The organism is Streptomyces sp. NPDC001714, assembly GCF_042892755.1.
Lineage (GTDB): Bacteria > Actinomycetota > Actinomycetes > Streptomycetales > Streptomycetaceae > Streptomyces.
In genome coordinates this window covers 134283-157373 of record NZ_JBIAUL010000007.1, presented here as the reverse complement: position 1 = coordinate 157373, position 23091 = coordinate 134283, and the positions used below count along the sequence as shown (strand labels likewise).

At 72.1% G+C, this 23091-nt stretch carries 19 protein-coding genes and 1 riboswitch; of the genes, 10 read left to right on the top strand and 9 right to left on the bottom strand.

The annotated features are described in order from the left end of the window. Positions 1 to 125 precede the first annotated feature (125 nt). The 4 genes from ACFY0P_RS20045 to ACFY0P_RS20030 form a co-directional block, all read right to left on the bottom strand. Complete coding sequence (locus ACFY0P_RS20045; RefSeq protein ID WP_351502842.1) at positions 126 to 821, bottom strand: GntR family transcriptional regulator; 696 nt, start codon at positions 819 to 821, stop codon at positions 126 to 128. Positions 822 to 1128: 307 nt separating this feature from the next. Beyond that, the gene (locus ACFY0P_RS20040; protein WP_388914484.1) at positions 1129 to 1884 is read right to left on the bottom strand and encodes a M23 family metallopeptidase; all 756 of its coding nucleotides are present in this window, start codon (positions 1882 to 1884) and stop codon (positions 1129 to 1131) included. A gap of 12 nt (positions 1885 to 1896) precedes the next feature. Further along, positions 1897 to 2060, bottom strand: a riboswitch (cyclic di-AMP (ydaO/yuaA leader). A gap of 192 nt (positions 2061 to 2252) precedes the next feature. Next, complete coding sequence (locus ACFY0P_RS20035; RefSeq protein ID WP_388914481.1) at positions 2253 to 3641, bottom strand: M16 family metallopeptidase; 1389 nt, start codon at positions 3639 to 3641, stop codon at positions 2253 to 2255. Continuing rightward, positions 3638 to 5041: a M16 family metallopeptidase gene (locus ACFY0P_RS20030; protein WP_388914478.1), complete on the bottom strand. Its 1404-nt coding sequence runs from the start codon at positions 5039 to 5041 to the stop codon at positions 3638 to 3640. The genes ACFY0P_RS20035 and ACFY0P_RS20030 overlap by 4 nt, the downstream gene beginning before the upstream one ends. Before the next feature lie 302 nt (positions 5042 to 5343). On the opposite strand from ACFY0P_RS20030, the gene ACFY0P_RS20025 reads away from it, so the two are divergent. Next, positions 5344 to 7800, top strand: coding sequence for a DNA topoisomerase (ATP-hydrolyzing) subunit A (locus tag ACFY0P_RS20025; protein ID WP_388915365.1), 2457 nt, complete (start codon positions 5344 to 5346; stop codon positions 7798 to 7800). A 249-nt stretch (positions 7801 to 8049) separates the two neighbouring features. Here ACFY0P_RS20025 and ACFY0P_RS20020 read toward each other — a convergent pair whose 3' ends face one another. From ACFY0P_RS20020 to ACFY0P_RS20005, 4 genes are all read right to left on the bottom strand, one after another. Then, on the bottom strand, positions 8050 to 9132 hold the full coding sequence (locus tag ACFY0P_RS20020) for a CobW family GTP-binding protein (protein ID WP_388914475.1): 1083 nt from the start codon (positions 9130 to 9132) through the stop codon (positions 8050 to 8052). Positions 9133 to 9230: 98 nt separating this feature from the next. Then, positions 9231 to 10397: a citrate synthase gene (locus tag ACFY0P_RS20015; RefSeq protein ID WP_388914472.1), complete on the bottom strand. Its 1167-nt coding sequence runs from the start codon at positions 10395 to 10397 to the stop codon at positions 9231 to 9233. Between the two features lie 117 nt (positions 10398 to 10514). Continuing rightward, a complete protein-coding gene (locus tag ACFY0P_RS20010; RefSeq protein WP_388914469.1) occupies positions 10515 to 10898 on the bottom strand; it encodes a winged helix-turn-helix domain-containing protein in 384 nt (127 codons plus the stop codon). Positions 10899 to 10978: 80 nt separating this feature from the next. Further along, positions 10979 to 12028 (bottom strand): sugar phosphate isomerase/epimerase family protein, encoded by a 1050-nt coding sequence (locus tag ACFY0P_RS20005; protein WP_388914466.1) that lies wholly within the window; start codon positions 12026 to 12028, stop codon positions 10979 to 10981. Positions 12029 to 12190: 162 nt separating this feature from the next. Here ACFY0P_RS20005 and ACFY0P_RS20000 point away from each other — a divergent pair, with 162 nt between their 5' ends. Beyond that, positions 12191 to 13315, top strand: coding sequence for a Gfo/Idh/MocA family protein (locus ACFY0P_RS20000; protein WP_388914463.1), 1125 nt, complete (start codon positions 12191 to 12193; stop codon positions 13313 to 13315). 4 nt (positions 13316 to 13319) lie between these two features. On the opposite strand, the gene ACFY0P_RS19995 is transcribed toward ACFY0P_RS20000, so the two are convergent. After that, a complete protein-coding gene (locus ACFY0P_RS19995) occupies positions 13320 to 14618 on the bottom strand; it encodes an ROK family protein (RefSeq protein ID WP_388914460.1) in 1299 nt (432 codons plus the stop codon). Between the two features lie 93 nt (positions 14619 to 14711). Between ACFY0P_RS19995 and ACFY0P_RS19990 the strand changes: the two genes are divergently transcribed. From ACFY0P_RS19990 to ACFY0P_RS19955, 8 genes are all read left to right on the top strand, one after another. After that, complete coding sequence (locus ACFY0P_RS19990) at positions 14712 to 15530, top strand: IclR family transcriptional regulator (protein WP_388914457.1); 819 nt, start codon at positions 14712 to 14714, stop codon at positions 15528 to 15530. A gap of 358 nt (positions 15531 to 15888) precedes the next feature. Next, entirely contained in the window at positions 15889 to 16425 is a 537-nt protein-coding gene (locus ACFY0P_RS19985) for a hypothetical protein (RefSeq protein WP_388915362.1), read from the top strand. A 202-nt stretch (positions 16426 to 16627) separates the two neighbouring features. Beyond that, complete coding sequence (locus ACFY0P_RS19980; protein WP_388914454.1) at positions 16628 to 17140, top strand: hypothetical protein; 513 nt, start codon at positions 16628 to 16630, stop codon at positions 17138 to 17140. A 47-nt stretch (positions 17141 to 17187) separates the two neighbouring features. Then, positions 17188 to 18309, top strand: coding sequence for a formyltransferase family protein (locus tag ACFY0P_RS19975; RefSeq protein ID WP_388914451.1), 1122 nt, complete (start codon positions 17188 to 17190; stop codon positions 18307 to 18309). 78 nt (positions 18310 to 18387) lie between these two features. Beyond that, the gene (locus ACFY0P_RS19970) at positions 18388 to 19644 is read left to right on the top strand and encodes a citrate/2-methylcitrate synthase (RefSeq protein WP_388914448.1); all 1257 of its coding nucleotides are present in this window, start codon (positions 18388 to 18390) and stop codon (positions 19642 to 19644) included. A gap of 79 nt (positions 19645 to 19723) precedes the next feature. After that, positions 19724 to 20668: a sucrase ferredoxin gene (locus tag ACFY0P_RS19965; protein ID WP_388914445.1), complete on the top strand. Its 945-nt coding sequence runs from the start codon at positions 19724 to 19726 to the stop codon at positions 20666 to 20668. 83 nt (positions 20669 to 20751) lie between these two features. Continuing rightward, positions 20752 to 22413, top strand: coding sequence for an ATP-binding protein (locus ACFY0P_RS19960; protein WP_388914442.1), 1662 nt, complete (start codon positions 20752 to 20754; stop codon positions 22411 to 22413). After that, positions 22410 to 23090 carry a response regulator gene (locus tag ACFY0P_RS19955; protein ID WP_388914439.1) on the top strand — a complete coding sequence of 227 codons (681 nt, stop codon included), beginning with the start codon at positions 22410 to 22412 and terminating at the stop codon, positions 23088 to 23090. Before ACFY0P_RS19960 ends, ACFY0P_RS19955 begins: the two co-directional genes overlap by 4 nt. The last annotated feature ends 1 nt before the right edge of the window (position 23091 follow it).

The following is a 23091-nucleotide window of genomic DNA, read 5'->3' as shown; positions in this document are numbered from 1 at the left end:
GCCCGGGCGCCCGGCTTTACCGCGCGCACACGAAACAAGCGCGACCGTCAATTCCCGGCGCGCATGAATTCGGGCACGGAAAACAGCCCCCGCCGAATAACACCTCTTTGTATACGGCGCGCGTGTTAATGCCGCAGGCCCGACATGTTTACGGGGTGTTGCGAAGTCCTCACACCGTTCGCCCGTTCGGTGGCGCCGGGAAACCGCAGCCGGTGGGAGACCGTCGAGCGCTCGGTGTGCAGGGCCGTGATCGCCCGGGCGCGGTCGCCGTCGCCGCGCGCCACCGCGTCCACGATGGCGCCGTGCTCCGTCCAGGACTCCACGGGGTTGGCGGGCGTCTCCACGGTGTACATCCAGGCGATCTTGTGGCGCAGCTGGGTGAGCGTCGAGGTCAGGGCGTGGCTGCCGGAGGCCTGCGCAAGGGTCTCGTGGAACCAGCCGCCCAGGGAGCGCAGGTCCTCGCTGTTGCCCCGCCTGGCCCGCTCCTGCCCCAGCCTGACCAGTCCGCGCAGCACCTTGAGATGGGCCTCGGTGCGGCGCTGGGCGGCCCGGGAGGCGCCGAGCGGCTCCAGGAGCATGCGCATCTCCAGCAGGTCGGCGGCCTCCTGCTCGGTCGGTTCGGCGACGCACGCGCCCGCGTGCCGGCGGGTCACGACAAAGCCCTCGGCCTCCAGGGTGCGCAGGGCCTCGCGGACGGGGACGCGCGAGACCCCGTAGCGGCGGGCCAGGAGTTCCTCGGTGAGCCGGCTGCCGCGCTCGTAGACACCCGCGACGATGTCGTCCCGGATCGCCGTGCATACCGAGTGCGCCGGAATACGCATGTCCGACCTCCGCCTTAATCCCCGTGAAACGCCGCCGAGTGGCGCTCGTTCCGTGACTCTATTGCAATGAGCCGGAATTTCCGACGGGGGGCCGGAATCCAGGGATATATTTTGGACAGCGGGGGCACGAATACGACGAAAGCCCCGGTACTGCGGCCGGGGCTTCGGAAGATCTCACGGGTTGTCGTCGGCGCCTCGGTGGTCGGGTGCGGGTGCGTGGGGTTGCTCGCGCAGTTCCCCGCGCCCCTGAAGGGGCGCTGCGGTGACGCCCCTGAAACGGGCGCTGCCGGACCCGCGTCCAGCTCCCTCAGACGTCCACGCCGTGCTTGCGGAGGTAGGCGACCGGGTCGACGTCGGAGCCGTACTCGGGGGTCGTACGGGCCTCGAAGTGGAGGTGCGGTCCGGTCGTGTTGCCGGTCGAGCCGGAGAGGCCGATCTGCTGGCCCGGGGTGACCTTCTGGCCCACCGAGACGCCGATGGACGAGAGGTGGCCGTACTGGGTGTACATGCCGTCGGCCATCTTGATGACGATCTCGTTGCCGTACGCCCCGCCCCAGCCGGTGGAGACGACCGTGCCGCTGCCGACCGCGTGCACGACAGTGCCGCTGGCGGCGTGGAAGTCGATGCCGGTGTGGGTGCCGGAGGACCACAGGGAGCCGCCGGTCTTGTAGCCGGTGGAGACGTAGGAGTCGCTGATCGGCGCGACGAAGGTGTTGAGGCGCTTGCGCTCGGCCTCACGGGCGGCGCGTGCCTTGGCCGCGCGCTCCTTCCTGGCCTGCTCCGCGGCCTTCTTGCGGGCGGCCTCCTCGGCCGCCTGGCGCTCGGCGACCGCCTTCTGGGCAGCGGCCTGGGCGTCGATCTGCTCGGCGACGGAGTCGCTGATCGTGATGACCGGGGTGAGGCCGGTCTGCTCGACGGAGTTCTCGGCGGCGAGCGCCGGGGCGGCGGAGACGGTGCCGACGACACCGGTGGTGGTGAGGGCCGCGATGCCGGCGGCCTGCGCGGTGGTGCGCTTCACCCGGCCGGGACGACGGTGCTTCCCGGAGGCGCACATGAACGCCATGTAGAGGCTGGTCCTTTCCTTCCCTCTCGCCTACCGGGTTAGCTGACGGGTTCGGAGCAGGAAGGTCTCCTACGGGCCCCCTCACGACACGCGTGGGCGCCCGATTCACCCCAGGGACTACGTGGGTCCCCGGCTCCCCTGGCTCGCGCCGTACGGGGACTCGGCGATGGCTGTCCGGTGCCGCGGACGCGGCGCGATGCCTGACGGACAGCCCGGAAGAACCTACGAGGGCGTGCTTTCCATGCTCAAACGGATCACGGCTTTTGTAGCGCATCCCACAGGGCAGACAGGCAACCTCCGCCCCAATTCAGACATTTCAGAGCCCTGGTGACCGGACGGTCACCAGGGCTCCGCACACGCGCGTGCCGCTACTCCGCGGCGACGACCGTGACTTCGCCGATCCCGAGCGCCTCGACGGGCTCCTTGATCTGTGCCGCGTCGCCGACGAGGACGGTCACCAGGCGGTCCACCGGGAAGGCGTTCACGACCGCCGCAGTGGCCTCCACGGTGCCGGTGGCGGCCAGTTGCCGGTACAGCAGGGCCTGGAAGTCGTCGGGCAGGTACTGCTCGACCTGGTCGGCCAGGGTGCCGGCGACGGCCGCCGCCGTCTCGTACTTGAGCGGCGCCACCCCGACGAGGTTCTGCACGGCGACGTCGCGCTCGGCGTCCGTGAGGCCCTCGGCGGCGAGCGTGCGCAGCACCGTCCACAGGTCCTGCAGGGCCGGACCGGTGTTGGGGGTGTCCACGGAGCCGCTGATGGCGAGCATGGAGGCGCCGCTGCCGTCGGGGGCGGACCGCAGGACCTGCCCGAAGGAGCGGACGCCGTAGGTGTAGCCCTTCTCCTCGCGCAGGACGCGGTCCAGGCGGGAGGTGAGGGTGCCGCCCAGGCAGTAGGTGCCGAGCACCTGGGCGGGCCAGACGCGGTCGTGCCGGTCGCCGCCGACGCGGCCGATGAGCAGCTGGGTCTGGACGGCGCCCGGGCGGTCCACGATGACGACCCGGCCGGTGTCGTCGGCGGTCACGGCCGGGACCGGGCGGGGCTGGGCGGGGGAGCCGCTCCAGGCACCCAGGGTCTCGCCGAGCAGCTCGTCCAGGTCGATGCCGGTCAGGTCACCGACGACAACCGCGGTGGCCGTGGCGGGACGGACGTGCCGGTCGTAGAACGCGCGGACGGCGGGCGCGTCGATCTTCTCGACGGTGTCCTCGGTGCCCTGGCGCGGGCGGGACATCCGCGCGGTGGTCGGGAACAGCTCCTTGTAGAGCTCCTTCGCGGCCCGGCGGCTGGGGTTGGCCAGCTCGTGCGGGATCTCGTCGAGGCGGTTGCGCACCAGCCGCTCGACCTCGCTCTCGGCGAAGGCGGGCGCCCTCAGCGCGTCGGAGAGCAGCCCGAGGCCCTTGGCGAGCCGGGAGGCCGGGACCTCCAGGCTGATCCGGACGCCGGGGTGGTCGGCGTGCGCGTCGAGGGTGGCGCCGGCCCGCTCCAGCTCGGCGGCGTACTCCTCGGCGGAGTGCTTGTCGGTGCCCTCGGAGAAGGCGCGCGCCATGATCGTGGCGACGCCGTCCAGGCCGGCCGGCTCGGCGTCCAGGGGGGCGTCCAGGAGCACCTCGACGGCGACGACCTGCTGGCCGGGGCGGTGGCAGCGCAGCACCGTCAGGCCGTTGTCCAGAGTGCCGCGCTCGGGGGCCGGGAAGGCCCAGGGCCTGGCCTCGCCCGGCTGCGGCTGCGGGTGGAAGTCCATGGTGGCGAGCTCGGTCACTTGGCCGTCTCCTCGTTCTCGTTGCCGGCCTCTACGGTCGCTTCCTGCTCCGGGTCCTCGCCGCGGCCCGCCTCCTGGGTGTGCTCCGCGGAGTCCGCGGACAACGGCTCGTAGACGAGCACCGCGCGGTTGTCGGGGCGCAGGCGGGCCTTGGCGACCTCCTGGACCTCCTCCGGGGTGACCGCCAGGACGCGCTGGACGGCGGTCAGGGCGAGCTGCGGGTCGCCGAACAGGACGGCGAAGCGGCACAGTTCGTCCGCGCGGCCCGCGACGGTGCCCAGCCGGTCCAGCCACTCGCGCTCCAACTGGGCCTGGGCGCGCTCCATCTCCTCGGGCGTCGGGCCCTCCTCGGCGAACCGGGCGAGCTCCTCGTCGATGGCGGCCTCGATGACCGGCACCTCGACGTCACCGGAGGTCTTCACGTCCAGCCAGCCCAGGGAGGGCGCCCCGGCGAGCCGCAGCAGGCCGAAGCCGGCCGCGACGGCCGTACGGTCGCGCCGCACCAGGCGGTTGTAGAGGCGGGAGGACTCGCCGCCGCCGAGGACGGTGAGGGCCAGGTCGGCCGCGTCGGACGCGCGCGTGCCGTCCTCCGGGAGCCGGTAGGCGGCCATCAGCGCCCGCGCCGGAACCTCCTCCACGACGACCTCGCGCAGCTGCTCGCCGATGATGGCGGGCAGCGAGCCGTCGCGCGGGGTCGGCTTGCCGTCGTGCGCCGGAATGGAACCGAAGTACTTCTCGATCCAGGCGAGGGTCTGCTCCGGGTCGATGTCGCCGACCACGGAGAGCACCGCGTTGTTGGGCGCGTAGTAGGTGCGGAAGAACGCGCGCGCGTCCTCCAGGGTGGCCGCGTCCAGGTCGGCCATCGAGCCGATCGGCGTGTGGTGGTACGGGTGGCCCTCCGGGTAGGCGAGCGCGGTCAGCTTCTCGAAGGCCGTGCCGTAGGGCACGTTGTCGTAGCGCTGGCGGCGCTCGTTCTTGACGACGTCCCGCTGGTTCTCCATCGACTCGTCGTCCAGGGCGGCGAGCAGCGAACCCATGCGGTCGGCCTCCAGCCAGAGCGCGAGCTCCAGCTGGTGGGCGGGCATGGTCTCGAAGTAGTTGGTGCGCTCGAAACTGGTGGTGCCGTTGAGCGAGCCGCCGGCGCCCTGGACGAGCTCGAAGTGGCCGTTGCCCTTCACCTGGGCGGAACCCTGGAACATCAGGTGCTCGAAAAGGTGAGCCAGGCCGGTACGCCCCTTGACTTCGTGCCGGGAACCGACGTCGTACCAGAGGCAGACCGCCGCGACCGGGGTCAGGTGGTCCTCGGAGAGCACCACGCGCAGACCGTTGGCCAAGCGGTGCTCGGTCGCTGCCAGGCCTCCTGAGCCTGTCTCGGCCGTGGTCGTGTGACCCATGGGCATGTACGTCCCTTCGCTCGCGGAAGCGGTCCCGAACCGCGGTTTTTCTGCCGGTCCTGCCACTGTATGCAAGCGTGTGGGGACCGGGCGAAGTTCCCGCACGACGTACGCCCACAGCGGATCGCGCGGGTGGATCGCGTAGCCTGCGTCCGACCCGCTCTCGAATGTCTCCGGGCCGCGCTTCGGGCGGCCTCCGGGCATCGGGGCGGGCCGCGGAGACCGGGTCCAGGCCCGGGTTGTCAGTGCCGCGGTCCACAATGGTCCGCGTCAGATCCCGTTCACGCATGAGCAAGGAGCCGGCAGCGATGGCCCGCCGCAGCACGAAGACCCCGCCGCCCGACGACTCGTTCGAGGAGAGAATCCTCGACATCGACGTCGTGGACGAGATGCGCGGCTCCTACCTCGAGTACGCGTACTCGGTCATCTACTCGCGCGCCCTGCCGGACGCCCGCGACGGCCTCAAGCCGGTGCACCGCCGGATCGTCTACCAGATGAACGAGATGGGCGTGCGCCCCGACCGCGCCTATGTGAAGTGCGCGCGCGTGGTCGGCGAGGTGATGGGCAAGCTGCACCCGCACGGCGACTCGTCGATCTACGACGCGCTGGTGCGCATGGCCCAGCCGTTCTCGATGCGCGTCCCGCTGGTCGACGGCCACGGCAACTTCGGCTCGCTGGGCAACGACGACCCGCCGGCCGCCATGCGGTACACCGAGTGCCGGATGGCCGAGGCGACCAGCCTGATGACCGAGTCGATCGACGAGGACACGGTCGACTTCGCGCCCAACTACGACGGCCAGGAGCAGGAGCCGGTGGCCCTGCCCGCCGCGTTCCCGAACCTGCTGGTCAACGGCTCGTCGGGGATCGCCGTCGGCATGGCGACGAACATGCCGCCGCACAACCTCGGCGAGGTCATCGCGGCCGCCCGCCACCTGATCCGCTACCCGAACGCGGACCTGGACGCGCTGATGAAGTACGTCCCCGGCCCCGACCTGCCCACCGGCGGCCGGATCGTCGGCCTGGAGGGCGTCCGGGACGCGTACGAGACGGGCCGCGGCACCTTCAAGATCCGGGCCACGGTGGCGGTGGAGACGGTGACGGCCCGCCGCAGGGGCCTGGTCATCACCGAACTGCCCTTCACGGTCGGCCCCGAGAAGGTCATCGCCAAGATCAAGGACCTGGTCAACGCCAAGAAGCTGCAGGGCATCGCCGACGTCAAGGACCTCACCGACCGCGAGCACGGGCTGCGCCTGGTCATCGAGATCAAGAACGGCTTCGTGCCGGAGGCGGTCCTGGAGCAGCTCTACAAGCTGACGCCGATGGAGGAGTCCTTCGGCATCAACAACGTGGCGCTGGTGGACGGCCAGCCGCTCACCCTGGGCCTCAAGGAGCTGCTGGAGGTCTATCTCGACCACCGCTTCGACGTGGTCCGCCGGCGCAGCGAGTTCCGCCGTGGCAAGCGCCGCGACCGGCTGCACCTGGTGGAGGGCCTGCTCACCGCCCTCGTCGACATCGACGAGGTCATCCGGCTGATCCGCTCCAGCGAGAACAGCGCGCAGGCCAAGGAGCGCCTGATGGAGCGCTTCTCGCTGTCGGAGATCCAGACGCAGTACATCCTCGACACGCCCCTGCGCCGCCTCACCAAGTACGACCGCATCGAGCTGGAGGCGGAGAAGGAGCGGCTCACCGCGGAGATCGCCGAGCTGACCCGGATCCTGGACTCGGACGCGGAGCTGCGCAAGCTGGTCTCGGCGGAACTGGCCGCGGTGGCCAAGAAGTTCGGAACCGAGCGACGCACGGTTCTGCTGGAGGCCTCGGGCGCCCCGGCGACCGCGGTGGAGCTCCAGGTGGCCGACGACCCGTGCCGGGTGCTCCTGTCCTCGACGGGGCTGCTGGCGCGCACGATGAACGGCGAGCCGTTCGCGGCGGACACCGACGGCAAGCGTTCCAAGCACGACGTCATCGTCTCGGCGGTCCCCGCGACCGCGCGCGGTGAGGTCGGCGCGGTCACCTCGACGGGCCGCCTGCTGCGCATCAACGTCGTCGACCTCCCCCAGCTCCCGGACACGGCGACCGCCCCGAACCTCGCCGGCGGCGCGCCCCTCTCCGAGTTCCTCTCCCTGGAGGACGGCGAGTCGGTGGTCTGCCTGACCACCCTTGACGAGTCCTCGCCGGGCCTCGCCCTCGGCACCGAGCAGGGCGTGGTCAAGCGCGTGGTCCCCGACTACCCGTCCAACAAGGACGAGTTGGAGGTCATCACCCTCAAGGAGGGCGACCGGATCGTCGGTGCGGTGGAGCTGCGCACCGGCGAGGAGGACCTGGTCTTCGTCACGGACGACGCGCAGCTGCTGCGCTACCAGGCCTCCCAGGTGCGGCCGCAGGGCCGTCCGGCGGGCGGTATGGCGGGCATCAAGCTCACGGAGGGCGCGAAGGTCATCTCCTTCACGGCCGTCGACCCGGCGGCCGACGCGGTGGTCTTCACGGTGGCCGGCTCGCGCGGCACCCTGGACGACTCGGTGCAGACGACGGCCAAGCTGACCCCGTTCGACCAGTATCCGCGCAAGGGCCGGGCCACCGGCGGCGTGCGCTGCCAGCGGTTCCTGAAGGGCGAGGACTGCCTGTCCTTCGCCTGGGCGGGCCCGGTCCCGGCGAAGGCGGCCCAGAAGAACGGCACCCCGGCCGACCTCCCGGAGATGGACCCGCGCCGCGACGGCTCCGGCGTGTCGCTGGCGAAGACGGTGTCGGTGGTGGCGGGCCCGGTCTAGGGCTGCCCCGCGGATCAAGTCGCAGGAAGTAGGCGGTGGCTGTCGGCCGAGGTGAGCGGGGTCGTGGGGGGGGACCTCCCGCGCGAGCTTGTTCGAGCGTGGGGGAGCGTCCAACCGCAAGGCGGAGGAGGGAGTCGACGCGGTGGGGGCGCCTCCCGACCGAAGGCCGGGGGACGTCGGCGACCGACGACAACGCCGCAGGTGGGCGCGTCAGACCCCGCGTCCGCGGCATGATCCGCCGGACAGCCCCTAGGGCTCGTACTCCCCCGCAGGCTCGTCCTCAGGGCCTTCCGCAAGGCCCTGTACGTACCGCAGGACGCCCCACATGCCGTGTTCGTCGGCGTGCGGGGCGTCGTTGGTGCACGCCTCCAGCTCCTTGCGGAGCGCGGCAGCGTCGATGCCGGAGCCGATCAGCACGAGCTGGGTGAGCCGCTCCTCGTCGCGTCCCCACGCTTCCGGGTAGAACCGCAGGAACCGCCCCACGGCATGCACGGCGTACCGGTTGCCCGTGTCGTACGGCCCGAAGTCGACGTACCCCTTGATCCGGTAGAGCCCCTCGGGACGGCTGTCGAGGAAGGCCATGAGACGACGGGGGTCGAGGGGCAGCGCGGCGGCGAAGGACAGGCTGTCGTAGGCGGTGTGCAGATGTCCCCCGTGCGCGCCGTCGTCGTGGTGGTCGTGCAGGTCGTCGAAGGACAGCTGCCCGATGCGCTCCGCGGCGGGCCGGCAGTCGAACAGGAACTCGGGGTCGATACGGCCGTACGTCGCCGGGACGACGGCGGCACCACGATCGGAGAGCGACCGCACCAGTCCGAGGACGCGTTCGCCGCCCTCCGCGGCCCGGTCGAGCTTGTTGACGACGACCAGGTCGGCGAGGGCGAGGTGCCGGTCGATCTCGGGGTGTTTCGCGCGCGTGCCGTCGAACTCGGCGGCGTCGACGACCTCGACGAGGCCGCCGTAGACGATGCCGGGGTGCTCGCTGGCGAGCAGCATCCGGACGAGTTCCTGGGGTTCGGCGAGACCGCTGGCCTCGATGACGATGACGTCGACGCCGGTGCCGGGGGCCGCGAGCCGCTCCAGGTAGACGTCCAGTTCACTGGCGTCCTCGGCACAGCACAGGCACCCGTTGCCGAGCGAGACGGTCGAGTCGCCGAGGGCCCCGGCCACGGCCATCGCGTCGATCTCGATGGCCCCGAAGTCGTTGACGATCGCCCCGATCCGGCTGCCTCCGCTGCGGTGCAGCAGGTGGTTGAGGAGCGTGGTCTTCCCGGACCCCAGGAATCCGGCGAGGACGACCACCGGGATCTGCCGGGGGGTGGGGTGGTGCTCCAACGGGGACCTCTTTCGCGCGGGCGGGTGGCGGGCCGGTCCAGGATAGGAAACGGCCGGGCCGCACGCGGTGCCCCGCCGGCCCGCCGGCCGCGTTCCGGCTACACGGTGACGAGGTCGGCGACCTCCGGCTCCGGGCCCACGTACCGTGCCACCGGCCGGATGATCTTCGAGTCCGTCGCCTGTTCCAGGATGTTGGCGCTCCAGCCGATCGCGCGGCCCGCCGCGAACGTCGGGGTGAACATCTCGCGGGGCAGGCCGCACAGTTCCATGACCACGCCCGCGTAGAACTCGACGTTGGTGTGGAGTTCCCGGCCGGGCTTCAGTTCGGCGAGGATGCGCTCCACGTGGCGTTCGACCTCCACGGCGAACTCGACCCTGGAGCCGCCGAACTCCTGGGCGATCTCGCGGAGCATGCGGGAACGGGGGTCCTCCGTGCGGTAGACCGCGTGCCCGAAGCCCATCACGCGGTCACCGGCGAGGACCCGTTCGCGGATCCAGGGGTCGATCCGGTCCGGCGTTGCGATCGCGTCCAGGGTGTCCAGCGCGCGGCTGGGCGCACCCCCGTGCAGCGGCCCGGACAGGGCGCCGACGGCGCCCACGAGGCAGGCCGCCACATCGGCGCCGGTCGACGCGATGACGCGTGCGGTGAACGTTGATGCATTGAATCCGTGATCAATGGTGGAGATCAAGTATTGCTCGACCGCACGCGCCCGCCGGGGATCGGGTTCCGCGCCCGTCAACATGTACAGGTAGTTGGCCGCGTACGACAGGTCCTCGCGTGGTTCCACCGGGTCGAGCCCCTGCCCCAGCCGGTACAGCGCCGTGAGCAGCGTCGGTACGGCCGCACACGCGGCGACGGTGTCGGCCCGGCGCCGGTCCGCGTCGATGTCGTACACCGGCCGGAATCCCCTGGCCGCACCGAGCAGCGAGAGGGCGGTGCGCAGGCCGGCCAGCGGGCCGGACGTGCCGCTCGCCGCGGCCACCGCGGGCAGGGCCGTCCCGACCTCGGCGGGCAGGCGCCGGAGCGCCGCGGTCTCGGCGGTGAAGGCGGCCGCGCGCTCCGGGTCCGGCAGGTCGCCGTGGATCAGGAGGTGCCAGACGTCCTCGAAGCGACGGGTGCGCGCGAGTTCGACCGCCGAGTACTGGCGATAGTGGTAGAAGCCCTCGCTCCCCCGGACGTCCCCGACCTCGGTGTCCGTGACGACGACGCCGGCGAGCCCGCGCGGCACCTCGACAAGGGTCGACGCAGCCCTGTTGACGGTCATGACGTGCCTCCGTTTCCCTCCCTGAAGATGATTCGACTGTCCATGATTGACTCAATCTCTGTCAATATTGATTCAATCAACTGTAGACGGTGATGGAACTCGCTGTGAGGGGATCAGTCAGGCAGTCAGCGGCACGGAGGCGACGAGCCGGACCCGGCCGCCGAAGTCGAAGAGCGCGGCCCGCATGGCGGCGACGTTCACCTGTACGGCGACGACGGCGGCCTGACTCGCGACCAGGGCGACGAGTGACTCCCGGCCGTTGACCGGCCGCACCTCGGCCACGCCGTCCGCGCGCAGCGGCTTGACGATGGCGTTCACCGTCGCCGGCGACAGCTGGGTGCGGCGGGCCAGAGCAGCCTGCGAGGAGGGGCCGTCCAGGCGCAGGGCGTCGAGCACCCGCCGTACGTTCCCCTGCCGGACGCCGGACGCCGGCTTGACGGGCCTGGCCGGCCTGGCGCTGCCGTCGTGCGATGTGCTGCTGGCATCCTCGCCGTGAGCCACGGGACGACGATACGACCCACCGATCGCGCCCCGCACCAGGCGTCCTGGGCCGGCGCCGGGCGGGGGGCGACCGGGCCGGGTCACTGGTTGCTGAACGCCGAGTCGAACGACGCCTTCGGCAGTGGCCACAGGGCGGCGCGGATCCGGCCGACGGCCTCTGCCGCGCCGTGCAGCCTGTCCATGCCCGCGTCCTCCCACTCCACGGAGACGGGGCCGTCGTAGCCGATGGCGGCCAGGGCCCGGAAGGCGTCCTCCCAGGGCATGTCCCCGTGGCCGACGGAGACGAAGTCCCAGCGTCGGCGCGGGTCGCCCCAGGGCAGGTGCGAGCCGAGGATCCCGGCGCGTCCCGACGGCGGCCGCAGGCGGGTGTCCTTGCAGTCGACGTGGTAGATGCGGTCGGCGAAGTCCGTGATGAAGCCGACGGGGTCCACGCCCTGCCAGATCATGTGCGAGGGGTCCCAGTTGAAGCCGAAGGCCGGCCGCCGGCCGATCGCTTCCAGGGTGCGCTCGCTCGTCCAGTAGTCGTAGGCGATCTCGGACGGGTGGACCTCGTGGGCGAAGCGCACGCCCTCGGCGTCGAAGACGTCGAGGATCGGGTTCCAGCGGCGCGCGAAGTCCTCGTACCCCTCGTCGATCACCGCCTGGGAGACCGGCGGGAACATCGCCACGTACTTCCAGATCTTCGATCCGGTGAACCCGACGACGGTGTCGGCGCCGAGCCTGCGGGCGACGCGGGCAGCGCGCTTCATGTCCTCGGCCGCGCGCTGCCGGACGCCCTCCGGGTCGCCGTCCCCCCAGATCTCCGGGCGCAGGATCGCCTGGTGGCGGAAGTCGATCGGGTCGTCGCACACGGCCTGGCCGCCGAGGTGGTGGGAGATCGCCCAGACCTTCAGCCCGTAACGCTCCAGGACCGCCTGCCGGTGGGGCAGGTAGTCGGGGTCCGCCTCGGCACGGGCCAGGTCCAGGTGGTCGCCCGAGGCCGCGATCTCCAGTCCGTCGTAGCCCCACTCGCTCGCCCGGCGCGCCACCTCCTCGAACGGCAGATCCGCCCACTGACCGGTGAAGAGGGTGACCGGCTGCCGGGCCGGTTCCCGGCCCCGTGCCTGGCTCTGTGCCTGGCTCTGGTTCATGTGCGGCCTCCTTGGCGTTCCGGATACTTTAGCTTACGGTGAGCAAAAGTCGACCTTCCTGGAGTTATCACTCTCCGTTTTTTCGCTCTGTTCACGCGTTAGCTCCTCCAGAGGGAGCACCTACGGACGGAGAGCCTCCGGAGGACAGAGAAGAGGTGTGTCATGCGCGTCGGTGTCATCGGTACCGGCTTCATGGGGGCCGTGCATACCCGGTCCGCGCTCGTGGCGGGCGGCGAGGTGGTGGGCGTGGTCGGGTCGACGCCCGAGAAGGGCCGCCGCGCCGCCGCGGAGTTCCGGGCCGGCCGCGGCTTCGACTCGGCCGAGGACCTGCTGCGGCACGGGGTGGACGTACTGCACGTGTGCACGCCGAACGCCACGCACGCCGGGTTCTGCCGCGCGGCCCTCGCCGCCGGGGTCCCGGTGGTCTGCGAGAAGCCGCTGGCCACCGATGCCGCGACCGCACGCGAACTCACCGAACTGGCGGCGGAGCGCGGGCTGGTCACCGCCGTGCCCTTCGTCTACCGGTACTACGCGTCCGTACGTGAGGCGCGCGAGCGGATCCGGCGGCCGGGACACCGGCCGCCCTGGCTGATCCACGGCAGCTACCTGCAGGACTGGCTCGCCGACACCGAGGCCACCAACTGGCGGGTCGACCCGGCGGACGGCGGTGCCACGCGCGCGTTCGGGGACATCGGGGTCCACTGGTGCGATCTGGCGGAGTTCGTGACCGGGCAGCGGATCACCCGGGTGAACGCGTCCTTCGCCCGCGCGGTCCCGGCCCGGCCGGCGGCCGACGGCACTCCGCGCCCCGTCGAGACCGAGGACGGCGCGGTCGTCCTCCTCGAGACCGACGCGGGCGCGATCGGATCGGTGGTGGTCAGCCAGGTCTCCGCCGGGTACAAGAACGCGCTGTCGTTCTCCTTCGACGGGCCGGACGCCAGCTACGCGTTCCGTCAGGAGACCCCCGAGTCGCTGTGGATCGGCGGCCGGCACGCCAACGAGGTGCTGCTGCGCGACCCGAACCGGCCCGGGGCCCCCACCGGGCGGGCGGCCGGCCTGCCGTCCGGGCATCCACAGGGCTACTACGAGGCCTTCGCCGACTTCGTGGCCGATGCCTACGCGGCGATCCGCGGCGAACAGGCCACCGGGCTGCCGTCCTTCGCCGACGGGCTGCGCGCGGCCGAGCTCGCCCGGGCGGTCGTCGACTCGGCACGCGGCGGCGGCTGGGTCGACGTGCCGGCGGACGTGCCGGCGGTGGTGCGGGGGACGGCGGAGAAGCACGGCTGAGCCGCTACCGCGCGCCCGCCAGCGGCACGTCGAGGGCGAGCGGCTCGGTGAGGCCGCCGGTGCGTGCGCGGATGCCGCGAGGGCTGCCGTGCCGGAGCCACTGGTCGAGCAACTCCGGATGCAGGAGCTCGTCGATGGCCAGGGTCGCCGCTCCGACGACTCCCTCGGCGCGGTCGAGCGCGACCTGGGCGATGACGAGTTCGTCGGTGGCCAGCGGCAGGGAGCGCCTGGCCACGACCTCCGCTACGGGGTCCCGGAACACGTCGCCCGCCTGCGCCAGCACGCCGGCGAGGTAGACCGTCGACGGGTTGAAGACACTGACGAGCGTCGCCAGTTGCCCGCCGACCAGCTCGCCCGCCCTGGTGACGAGTTCGGTGCTGACCCGGTCGCCGGCCCGGCAGCCGTCGAGCACGTCGGCGACGGCCAGCGGCGCCTCCCGGCGCTCCAGACGCTCCAGGCGCTCAGCGAGGAAAGGGCTGCGCCCCTCCAGGGCCGCGGCGCGTGCGTCACGGGTGAGGGCCCAGCCGCCCGCGAACGCCTCGAGGCACCCGAACTTGCCGCACCGGCACCGGTGCCGGGACTCCTCGGCGACGATGGTGTGCCCGAGGTCGCCGGCCGCGCCGCGCGCGCCCCGGTGCAGCCGCCCCCTGGACATCAGGCCCAGGCCGATCCCGGTGCTCGCCTTGACGAGCAGGATGTTGTCACCGGCGGCCGCCCGGGTCCGGCTCCAGGCGCCCAGCGCCATCAGGTTGGCGTCGTTGTCGACCCAGGCCGGCACGTCGTAGTGGGCTTCGAGCCGGTCGCGGAGCGGGAAGCCGTGCCAGCCGGCCATGATGGGCGGCCGCACCGGCATCCCGCGCGCGAAGTCGACCGGACCGGGGACGCCGACGCACACCCCCCACAGGCGCTCCCGCAGCTCGGGGCTCAGCAGCCGCCCCGCCGTCTCGACCAGCGTGGCCAGGGACGCCTCGGGGCCCGACTCGATGTCCCACGGCACCCGCCGATCGGCGAGCAGGGTCCCGTCGAGGTCGGTCACCGCGGCGTGCAGATGGGTGGCGCCGAACACCGCGCCGAGGACGGCACCGCGGCCGGACGCGATCCGCAGGATGCGGGAGGGCCGTCCGCCGGTGGAGGGGGCGGGCTCGCCCTCGGCCACCAGTCCGACCCGGACCGCGTGGTCCACCCGCTGCGTGATGATCGTCCGGCCCAGCCCGGTCTGCCGGCCGAGGTCGGGCCTGGTCACGGCCGCTCCGCTCCTGATCAGACCCAGGACCAGGGAGAGGGTACGGGTGTGGTCGGTCATGCAGTGAGCTTATGGTCCGGGCGACCGCCGTGGTCACCGGCGGCGGCGACGGGAGGGATCCACCGGCGTAACACCGCGTGCGAAGCTGACCGCATGGAAACGTCACCCGACCGGCTCGGCGAGATGCCGCCGGTGAGCGACCGCGCGACACCGGCCTACCCGATCGCCTCGGTGGAGAACACGCTGCGCATCCTCCTGCTGCTGCGTGAGCGCGACCGCCTGACCCTCGCTGACGTCGCCGACGAACTGGACATCGCCCGCTCCAGCGCGCACCGCCTGATGGCGATGCTGTCCTACTACGACTTCGCACGACAGGACTCGGCGTCGCGGTCCTTCCGGCCCGGCGCCGCGCTGGTCGACGTCGGCCTGTCCGCCGTACGCGCCCTCGACATCCGGGTCCTGGCCAGGCCGGTGCTCACGGAACTCGCCGCGTCCACCGAGATGACCGCCCACCTCGCCCTCCCCCGGGGCCGCGACGTCCTCTACGTCGACGGCGTGGAGAGCCGCCGCACCATCAGGGCGGCCCTGCGCACCGGGGACTCGTTGTCCGCCCACGTCACCGGCGTCGGCAAGGCACTGCTGGCGACCCTCACCGACGACCAGCTGCGCCAGTTGTACCGGGACGCGCCGCCGCAGGCCGTCACCGACCGGTCCGTCGCCACCGTGGAGGGTCTGCTGGCGGAGATGCGGACGGCGCGCGCGGCCGGTTACGCCGTCAACCGCGGCGAGAGTGAGCCAGGTGTGCTGTCCGTCGGTGTGGCGGTCAGCCTGCCGGAGCCGGGCATGTTCGCCGGTATCGGGCTGGTCTGCCCCGAGTCCTCGGTGGAACCCGACTGGGAGTCACGGATCGGGGCACAGCTGAAGTCCGCGGCCACCGAGCTGTCGACGGACATGAGCGCCTACCGCTTCTGACCGCTGCCGGGCCGCGTCCGATGCGGCGCCTCCGCGGGCGCGCGGTCTCGGGACCGGCGGCCCCGCCCCCACCCGTATGTGCGTCATGGGCGTCATGTGCGCTGCGTGCGTCCCGACCGAGCCGATTGTTGACGATTTCGTCCTCGCTTGTTACCTGGCCGCTCCATGCCGTTTTATCGCTCTGCACAACAGACAGGCATTCTACTCTCCAGACACCAGGCACACGGAAGGCGCAACCTGAGCCAAGAGAGCGTCGAGCAGGCGATCCAGCGGTCCGGCGGAGCGGCGGAGCGGTGGCGCTGCTGCGGAACTCCCCGATCCGGCCGCACACCTTCCCGGTCGCCGCGGAGTTCACCAACTGGCGCGCCGAACAGCGGGCCTGGCGCGAGTCGGTCGCGTTGCTGGACCAGTCGCACCACATGACGGACCTGTACATCGAGGGCCCACGACGCGCTGCGGCTGCTGTCGGAACCTCGGGGTCAACAGCTTCGCGAACTTCGGCCCGGGCCGCGCGAAGCAGTACGTCGCCGTCAACCACGACGGCCAGCTCATCGGCGACTCCGTTCTGTTCCACCTGGAGGAGAACCTCTTCGACCTGGTCGGACACCCGATGGTCCTGGACTGGGTGCAGTACCACCTGGAAACAGGCGAGTACGACGCCACGACCGAGCGCGACGACAACTCCTACGACCGGGAGGCCGGCCGGCCGCCCAAGATGTACCGCTACGAGGTGCAGGGCCCGAACGCGGTCGCCCTGCTGGAGCGGGTCACCGGAGCACCGGTTCCGCCAGTCAAGTTCTTCCACATGACGACGTTCACCATCGCCGGCCGACAGGTGCGCGCCCTGCGCCACGGCATGGCAGGGCAGCCCGGGTTCGAGCTCTTCGGCCCCTGAGAGGAGGGCGCGGGGATCCTGGCGGCCATCCTCGCCGCAGGCCCCGAGTTCGGTCTGGTCCGGGCCGGCGCCAAGGCGTACTCGACCGCCAACCTGGAGTCGGCCTGGGTGCCCGCGCCGTTCGGCCGTCTTCTCCGGTGACAGGCTCAAGGGCTACCGCGAGTGGCTCCCCACCGCCGCGATGGGTCCGCTGGGCGGCTCGATGGACTCCGAGGACGTCATCGACTACTACGTGACGCCGTACGACATCGGTTACGGCGGCATCGTCGCGTTCGACCACGACTTCGTCGGCCGCGAGGCCCTGGCGGAGATCGCGAAGAACCCGCGCCGCAAGAAGGTCACCCTGGTGTGGAACGCGGTGGACGTCGCCGCCGCCATCGGCTCGCTCTACCGGTCGGACGAACTGCCCGCCAAGTTCATCGAGTTCCCCAAGGCGCGTTACGCCCTGCACCAGAGCGACAAGGTGCTCGTCGGCGGAGACCTCGTCGGGATCTCCATGGATGTCGGCTACATAGCCAACGAGCGGGTCATGGTCTCGCTGGCCACCGTCGACCTGGCCCACAGCGAGCCGGGCACCGAGGTGACCGTGGTCTGGGGCGAGACCCCCAACTCCGCCAAGCCGGGCGTCGAGGCGCACCGCCAGGTCGAGATCCGCGCGACGGCGGCGCGGGCCCCCTACGTCTGGTTCGCGCGCGGCGCCTACCGCGACCGATAGTCCCGCCCAGGCCACCTCCCCCTGCGCCGATGCCAGCAAGGAGCACGATGACCCCTGTTTCCACCCCCGCGCTCACCGGAGCCGCGCTGCTGCTGCGGGACTTCTCCCTGGAGATGACGGGCAAGGACACACCGAAACTCGAGGCCGCCGGGGAGTCCGTCCCCGAGGGCACCCGCGTCAACGTGACGTACCTCGGCAACGAGGACCTGCCGATGCGCCGGTCCGCGGCCCGGTCCGCCAGGCGCCTCGGATTCGTCCCGGTCCCCCATGTCTCGGCACGCCGGCTGGGATCGCAGCGGGACCTGGAGGAGTTCCTCGCCGCCCTGCGGGCCGACGGCACCGAGCGACACGTCTTCGTCGTGGGCGGCGACCCGGCCCACCCGCACGGCCCCTACGGCGACTCGCTCTCCGTCATCCGTTCCGGACTGCTCCAGAAGTACGGCGTACGGCAGGCCGGCATCAGCGGATACCCGGAAGGACATCCGCACATCCCGGAGGCGGCGCTGTGGGCGGCCCTTGAGCAGAAGGCGGCGGCACTCGCCGAGGAGGGGCTGCCCGGCGACGTCATCACCCAGTTCGGCTTCGACCCCGAAGCGGTGCTCGGCTGGATCGAGCGGCTGCGCGAGCGGGGCATCGACCTGCCGGTCCGCGTCGGCGTGCCCGGCCCCGCCGGGGTACGGAGGCTGCTGTCGTACGCCACCCGGTTCGGGGTCGGGACCAGCGCGTCCATCGCACGCAAGTACGGGCTGTCCCTGACCAACCTCGTGGGCACGGCCGGAAAACGGCTGGCGAAGGACTTCGACCTCGACTTCACCCTGCGGGACCTCTCGGTGCCGAAACGGGTCGCCGTCTTCGCCTCCAGGTCCGACCACTGCCTGCTCGACCTGCTGTGGCGGCACCGGCGGGGTGAACTCCCGGTCAGCGTCGCCATGGTGATCTCCAATCACCCCGACACGGCCGAGGAGGTGCGCGGCTTCGGTGTGCCCTTCTTCCACGTGCCGTCCATGGGCCCGGACAAGTCGGCGGCCGAGGCCGAACATCTGCGGCTGCTCGAGGACAACGTGGACTTCGTCGTGCTGGCCCGCTACATGCAGATCCTCTCCGGCGACTTCGCCGAGCGGGTCGGGGTGCCGATCATCAACATCCACCACTCCTTCCTCTTCGCATGAGCCACTCCCCGCCGCGCAACACAGCCTCCATCAACATTGATCGAGTCAACCCGCGGCGAAGCGGCTACGGTGACGCCCATGCGCGATCAACACCCCGCTCCCGGCAGTCCCGCGCGGCGGCTGAGCACCAAGGAGACCGCCGAGCTGCTCGGCGTGAAGCCCGAGACCGTGTACGCCTACGTGAGCCGGGGCCAGCTCAGCAGCAGACGCGAGCCCGGGGGCCGTGCCAGCACCTTCGACGCCAGGGAGGTGGAGGCGCTCGCCCGGCGCAACAGGCGCGAGGCCGCCGGGAGTCCGGGCTCCGGCGGTGACCTGTCGGTGCGCACCCGGATCACGCTGATCGACAGGGACCGGTACTTCTTCCGGGGCGTCGACGCCACCGAGCTCGCCGCGCACCACTCCTACGAGGAGGTGGCCGAGTGGCTGTGGACGGGGCGCATGAGCCGGGGGGTGACCTTCACCGCCCCGGAGGCCACCGTCGCGGTCGCCCGCCGGGCCGTCGACGCACTGCCCGAGCACACCTCGCCCACCGACCGGCTGCGGGTCGCCACGATCGCCGCGGCCGCCGAGGACCCGCTGCGCTTCGACCTGTCCGAGGAGTCCGTCCTCGGCACCGCGCGCGTGCTGATCCCCACGCTCGTCGCCGCGCTCCCGGTGCAGCGCCGAGGGGGGCACGACGACGGCCCGCTGGCCCACCGCCTGTGGCGCCGACTGACCGGCATCGACCCAGGCGACGCCGAGCTGCGCGTCCTGGACACCGCGCTCGCGCTGCTCGTCGACCACGACCTGGCCGCCTCCACCCTCGCCGTCCGGGTCGCGGCCTCCGCGCGGGCGCACGCGTACGCGGCCGTGTCGGCAGGGCTAGGCGTGCTCGAAGGCCCCCTGCACGGCGCCTCCAGCGGCCTCGCCCACCGGATGCTGCTCGACGTCCTCGACCAGGGCACCGCGGTCACGGTGATCGCGGACGAACTCCGCGCGGGCCGCCGCATCCCCGGCCTCGGCCACCGGCTCTACCCGGGCGAGGACCCACGCGCGCGTGTCCTGTTCGCACTCCTCGAGGAGGTCCCCCGCGCGGAGCCCGCCCTGCTCGCGGCCCGGGACGTCGTCGCCACGACGGCCCGGCACACCCCGCTGCACGCCAACGTCGACCTGGCGCTCGCCGTGTTCACGGCCTCCTGCGGCATGCCGGCCACCGCGGGCGAGACGATCTTCGCCGTCGCCCGGACGGCGGGCTGGATCGCCCACGCCCTGGAGGAGTACGGCGAACGCCCGCTGCGCATGCGCCCCAGCGGCCACTACGTCGGCCCGAAACCGCCGCAACCCCTGCCGGAATAGCCCCTTCGACCACCCGGCGCGGGCGCGAACGGGCGAGGCCGGAAGTCACCCGGGGCGAAGTCAGGTTAGGCTCACCTCTGTGAGTAGGTGCGCAACCGTCTCCCGGATGCTCGACGAGCCCGTTTCGGGTACCGCCGCCACCGCGACGACGTGGCTGCTGCTGGAACAACCCGGCCCATGGGGTCCCAAAGCGCTCACTTCGAGCCATCTGGACCCCGCACTGGGCCGTGCCCTGGAGGCCGCCGCCAAGGGGACCGGCGTACGGATCGCGCTCATCCGCCGCCCCGGCCGCCACGCCGACCCCGGCACATCCGCCGTACGCCAGGTGTACGTCGCCCACACGGTCCCCGGGAACGTCTGGCTGCACAGCGCCACCACCCGCGATCCGGCCCGCCTGCTCAACCTCGACTTCGCCGCGCTCGGCGCGGGCGACCACCGTTCGTTCGACGCCGCGCTCGGCGGCCGGCCGCACCGGGGCAGCCCGCTGGCGCTCGTCTGCACCAACGGCAGGCGCGACCGCTGCTGTGCCCTACTGGGCCGCCCGCTCGCCGCCGAGCTGGCCGCGTCCGGCGTGGCGGGCACCTGGGAGGTCACCCATCTGGGTGGTCATCGCTTCTCCCCGACGGTGCTCGTCCTGCCGTACGGCTACGCCTACGGCCGCGCCGAGGCCCATGCCGTCAAGGAGGTCCTGCACGGCATCCACGAGGGCCGTGTGGTGCTGGAGGGGTGCCGCGGCTGCTCCGCCTGGGAACGGCCCGGCCAGGCGGCCGAACTGGCCGTGCGCGAGGCGGTGGGCGAGTACACCGCCGGCGTGCTGAGCGTCGTACGGACCGAGGGCGCGGCCCCGCGCTGGGAGGTCACCGTCGCCCACACCGACGGCCGCCGCTGGCGGGTCCGCGTCGACCAGGGTGCCTCGCTGCCGCCGCGTCCGGAGAGCTGCGGGGTGTCGGTGCTGGGGTCCCCGGCCCGGATGGACGTGGTGTCGCTGCGGGAGCTGCGGACGACGACGGCACTGGCGAGCTGACCCGGACTTTCCCAAGAATTGGTCAAGAGATCCACGCCACACCCTCTTAAGCACGGCGTACCCGCGCACGTACCGTCATGGGTATGAGCCCCACGCCCCCCGTGCGCCGTCTGCGCCCCCGGCTGCCCCGGAAGGTGTTCTCCCAAATCCTGCTGATGCAGCTGGCGATCGCCGCGGGGGTCGCGGTGCTCGCGACCGGGCTCTTCCTGGCACCGCTGAGCAAGCAGCTGGACCAGGAGGCGATGCGCAGAGCGCTGGCCATAGCCCAGACCACGGCGCAGGACCCGCAGATCGCCGAGGGCCTCCTGACCACCGCGCCGACCGTGAACGGGCCGGTGCAGAAGGGGGCGGAGCGGATCCGGAAGGCCACCAACGCCGAGTACATCGTGGTGATGGACCTCGGCGGATTCCGCTGGTCGCACACCACGCCCTCGGAGATCGGCCGGCATGTGTCGACCTCCCCCAAGGAGGCACTGGACGGCAAGGAGGTCATGCAGATCGACAACGGCACCCTGGGCCGCTCCGCACGCGGCAAGGTGCCGCTGTACGACTCGAAGCACCGGATCATCGGGGCGGTCTCGGTCGGCATCGCCTACGACAGCGTGCGGGCGCGCCTGCTCAGCACGATCCCCGGGCTGTTCGCCTACGCCGGCGGCGCCCTCGCGGCCGGCGCGCTGGCCGCCTGGCTGATCTCCCGCAGGGTCCAGCGGCAGACCCGCGACCTGGCCTTCTCCGACATCTCGGCGCTGCTCGCGGAGCGCGAGGCGATGCTGCACGGCATCCGCGAGGGGGTCGTCGCCCTCGACCGCGGCGGCCGCATCCGGCTCCTGAACGACGAGGCGAGACGGCTCCTGGGCATCGGTGACGAGGCCGTCGGCCGGTCCCCCGACGAGGCGCTCGGCGCGGGCCGTACGACCGACGTCCTGGCCGGACGGGTGACCGGCACCGATCTGCTCACCGTGCGCGGCCAGCGGGTCCTGGTCGCCAACCGCATGCCCACCGACGACGGCGGCGCGGTGGCCACCCTGCGCGACCGCACCGAGCTGGAGCAGCTCGGCCGTGAACTCGACTCCACGCGCGGTCTGATCGACGCCCTGCGCGCCCAGGACCACGAGCACGCCAACCGCATGCACACCCTGCTCGGGCTGCTGGAGCTGGAGATGTTCGACGACGCCGTGGAGTTCGTCGGCGAGGTGGTCGGCGACCACCGGGTCACCGCCGAGCAGGTCACGGAGAAGATCCAGGACCCGCTGCTGGCCGCCCTGCTGGTCGGCAAGGCCACCGTCGCGGCCGAGCGCGGGGTCGCCCTGTGGGTGTCGGACCGCACCTGGCTGCCGGACCGGCTGATCGACCCCAGGGGGCTGGTCACGGTCGTGGGCAACCTGGTGGACAACGCGCTGGACGCGGTCGGCGGTACGCCGCACGCGCGCGTGGAGGTCGAGTTGTGCGCGGAGGGCCGCGCGGTCGTCCTCAGGGTGCGTGACACGGGGCCCGGGATCCCGGCGGCACAGCGGGAGCTGGTCTTCACGGACGGCTGGTCCACCAAGAAGCCGCCCGCACACGGCAAGCGCGGCATCGGGCTCTCCCTGGTGCGCCGGCTCGCCGAACGGCAGGGCGGCAGCGCGACCGTGGGCGAACCGGAGGGCGGGGGCGCGCAGTTCACGGTCGTGCTCCCCGAGGCGCTGACCGAGCCGGAACTGGAGCCGGCGCCCACGCTCACCCTGGCCGAGGAGGAGGCGCGATGATCGAGGTCCTGGTCGTGGACGACGACACCCGGGTCGCCCGGGTCAACGCCGCCTACGTCGAGAAGGTGCCCGGCTTCCATGTGGCCGGCGAGGCCCACAACGCGGCGGAGGCCCTGCACCGGCTGGAGACCCTGCCCCGTCTCGACCTCGTCCTGATGGACCACTATCTGCCCGACGACACGGGCCTCGCGGTGGTCCGGGAGATGCGCCGGCGCGGCCACCAGACCGACGTGATCATGGTGACGGCGGCCCGGGACGTGTCGACCGTGCAGGCGGCGATGCGTCATGGTGCCCTGCAGTACCTGGTCAAGCCGTTCGCCTTCGCGGGACTGCGCGCCAAGCTGGAGGCGTACGCTCGGCTGCGGCGCACCCTGGACGGGGGCGGCGAGGCCGAACAGGCCGAGGTGGACCGCATCTTCGGGGCTCTGTCCGCGCCGTCCGAACCGGGGCTGCCCAAGGGCCACTCCCCCACCACCGCCGAGCTGGTACGCCAGGCCCTGATGAGCGCCGAGGGCCCGCTGTCGGCCCAGGAGATCGCCGAGCGGACGGGGGTGAGCCGGCAGACCGCCCAGCGCTATCTGAAGCTCCTGGAGCGCACCGGACGGGCCCGGCTGACCCTCAAGTACGGCGACGCGGGCCGCCCCGAACACCGTTACGTGTGGGCGACCCGCGACTGAG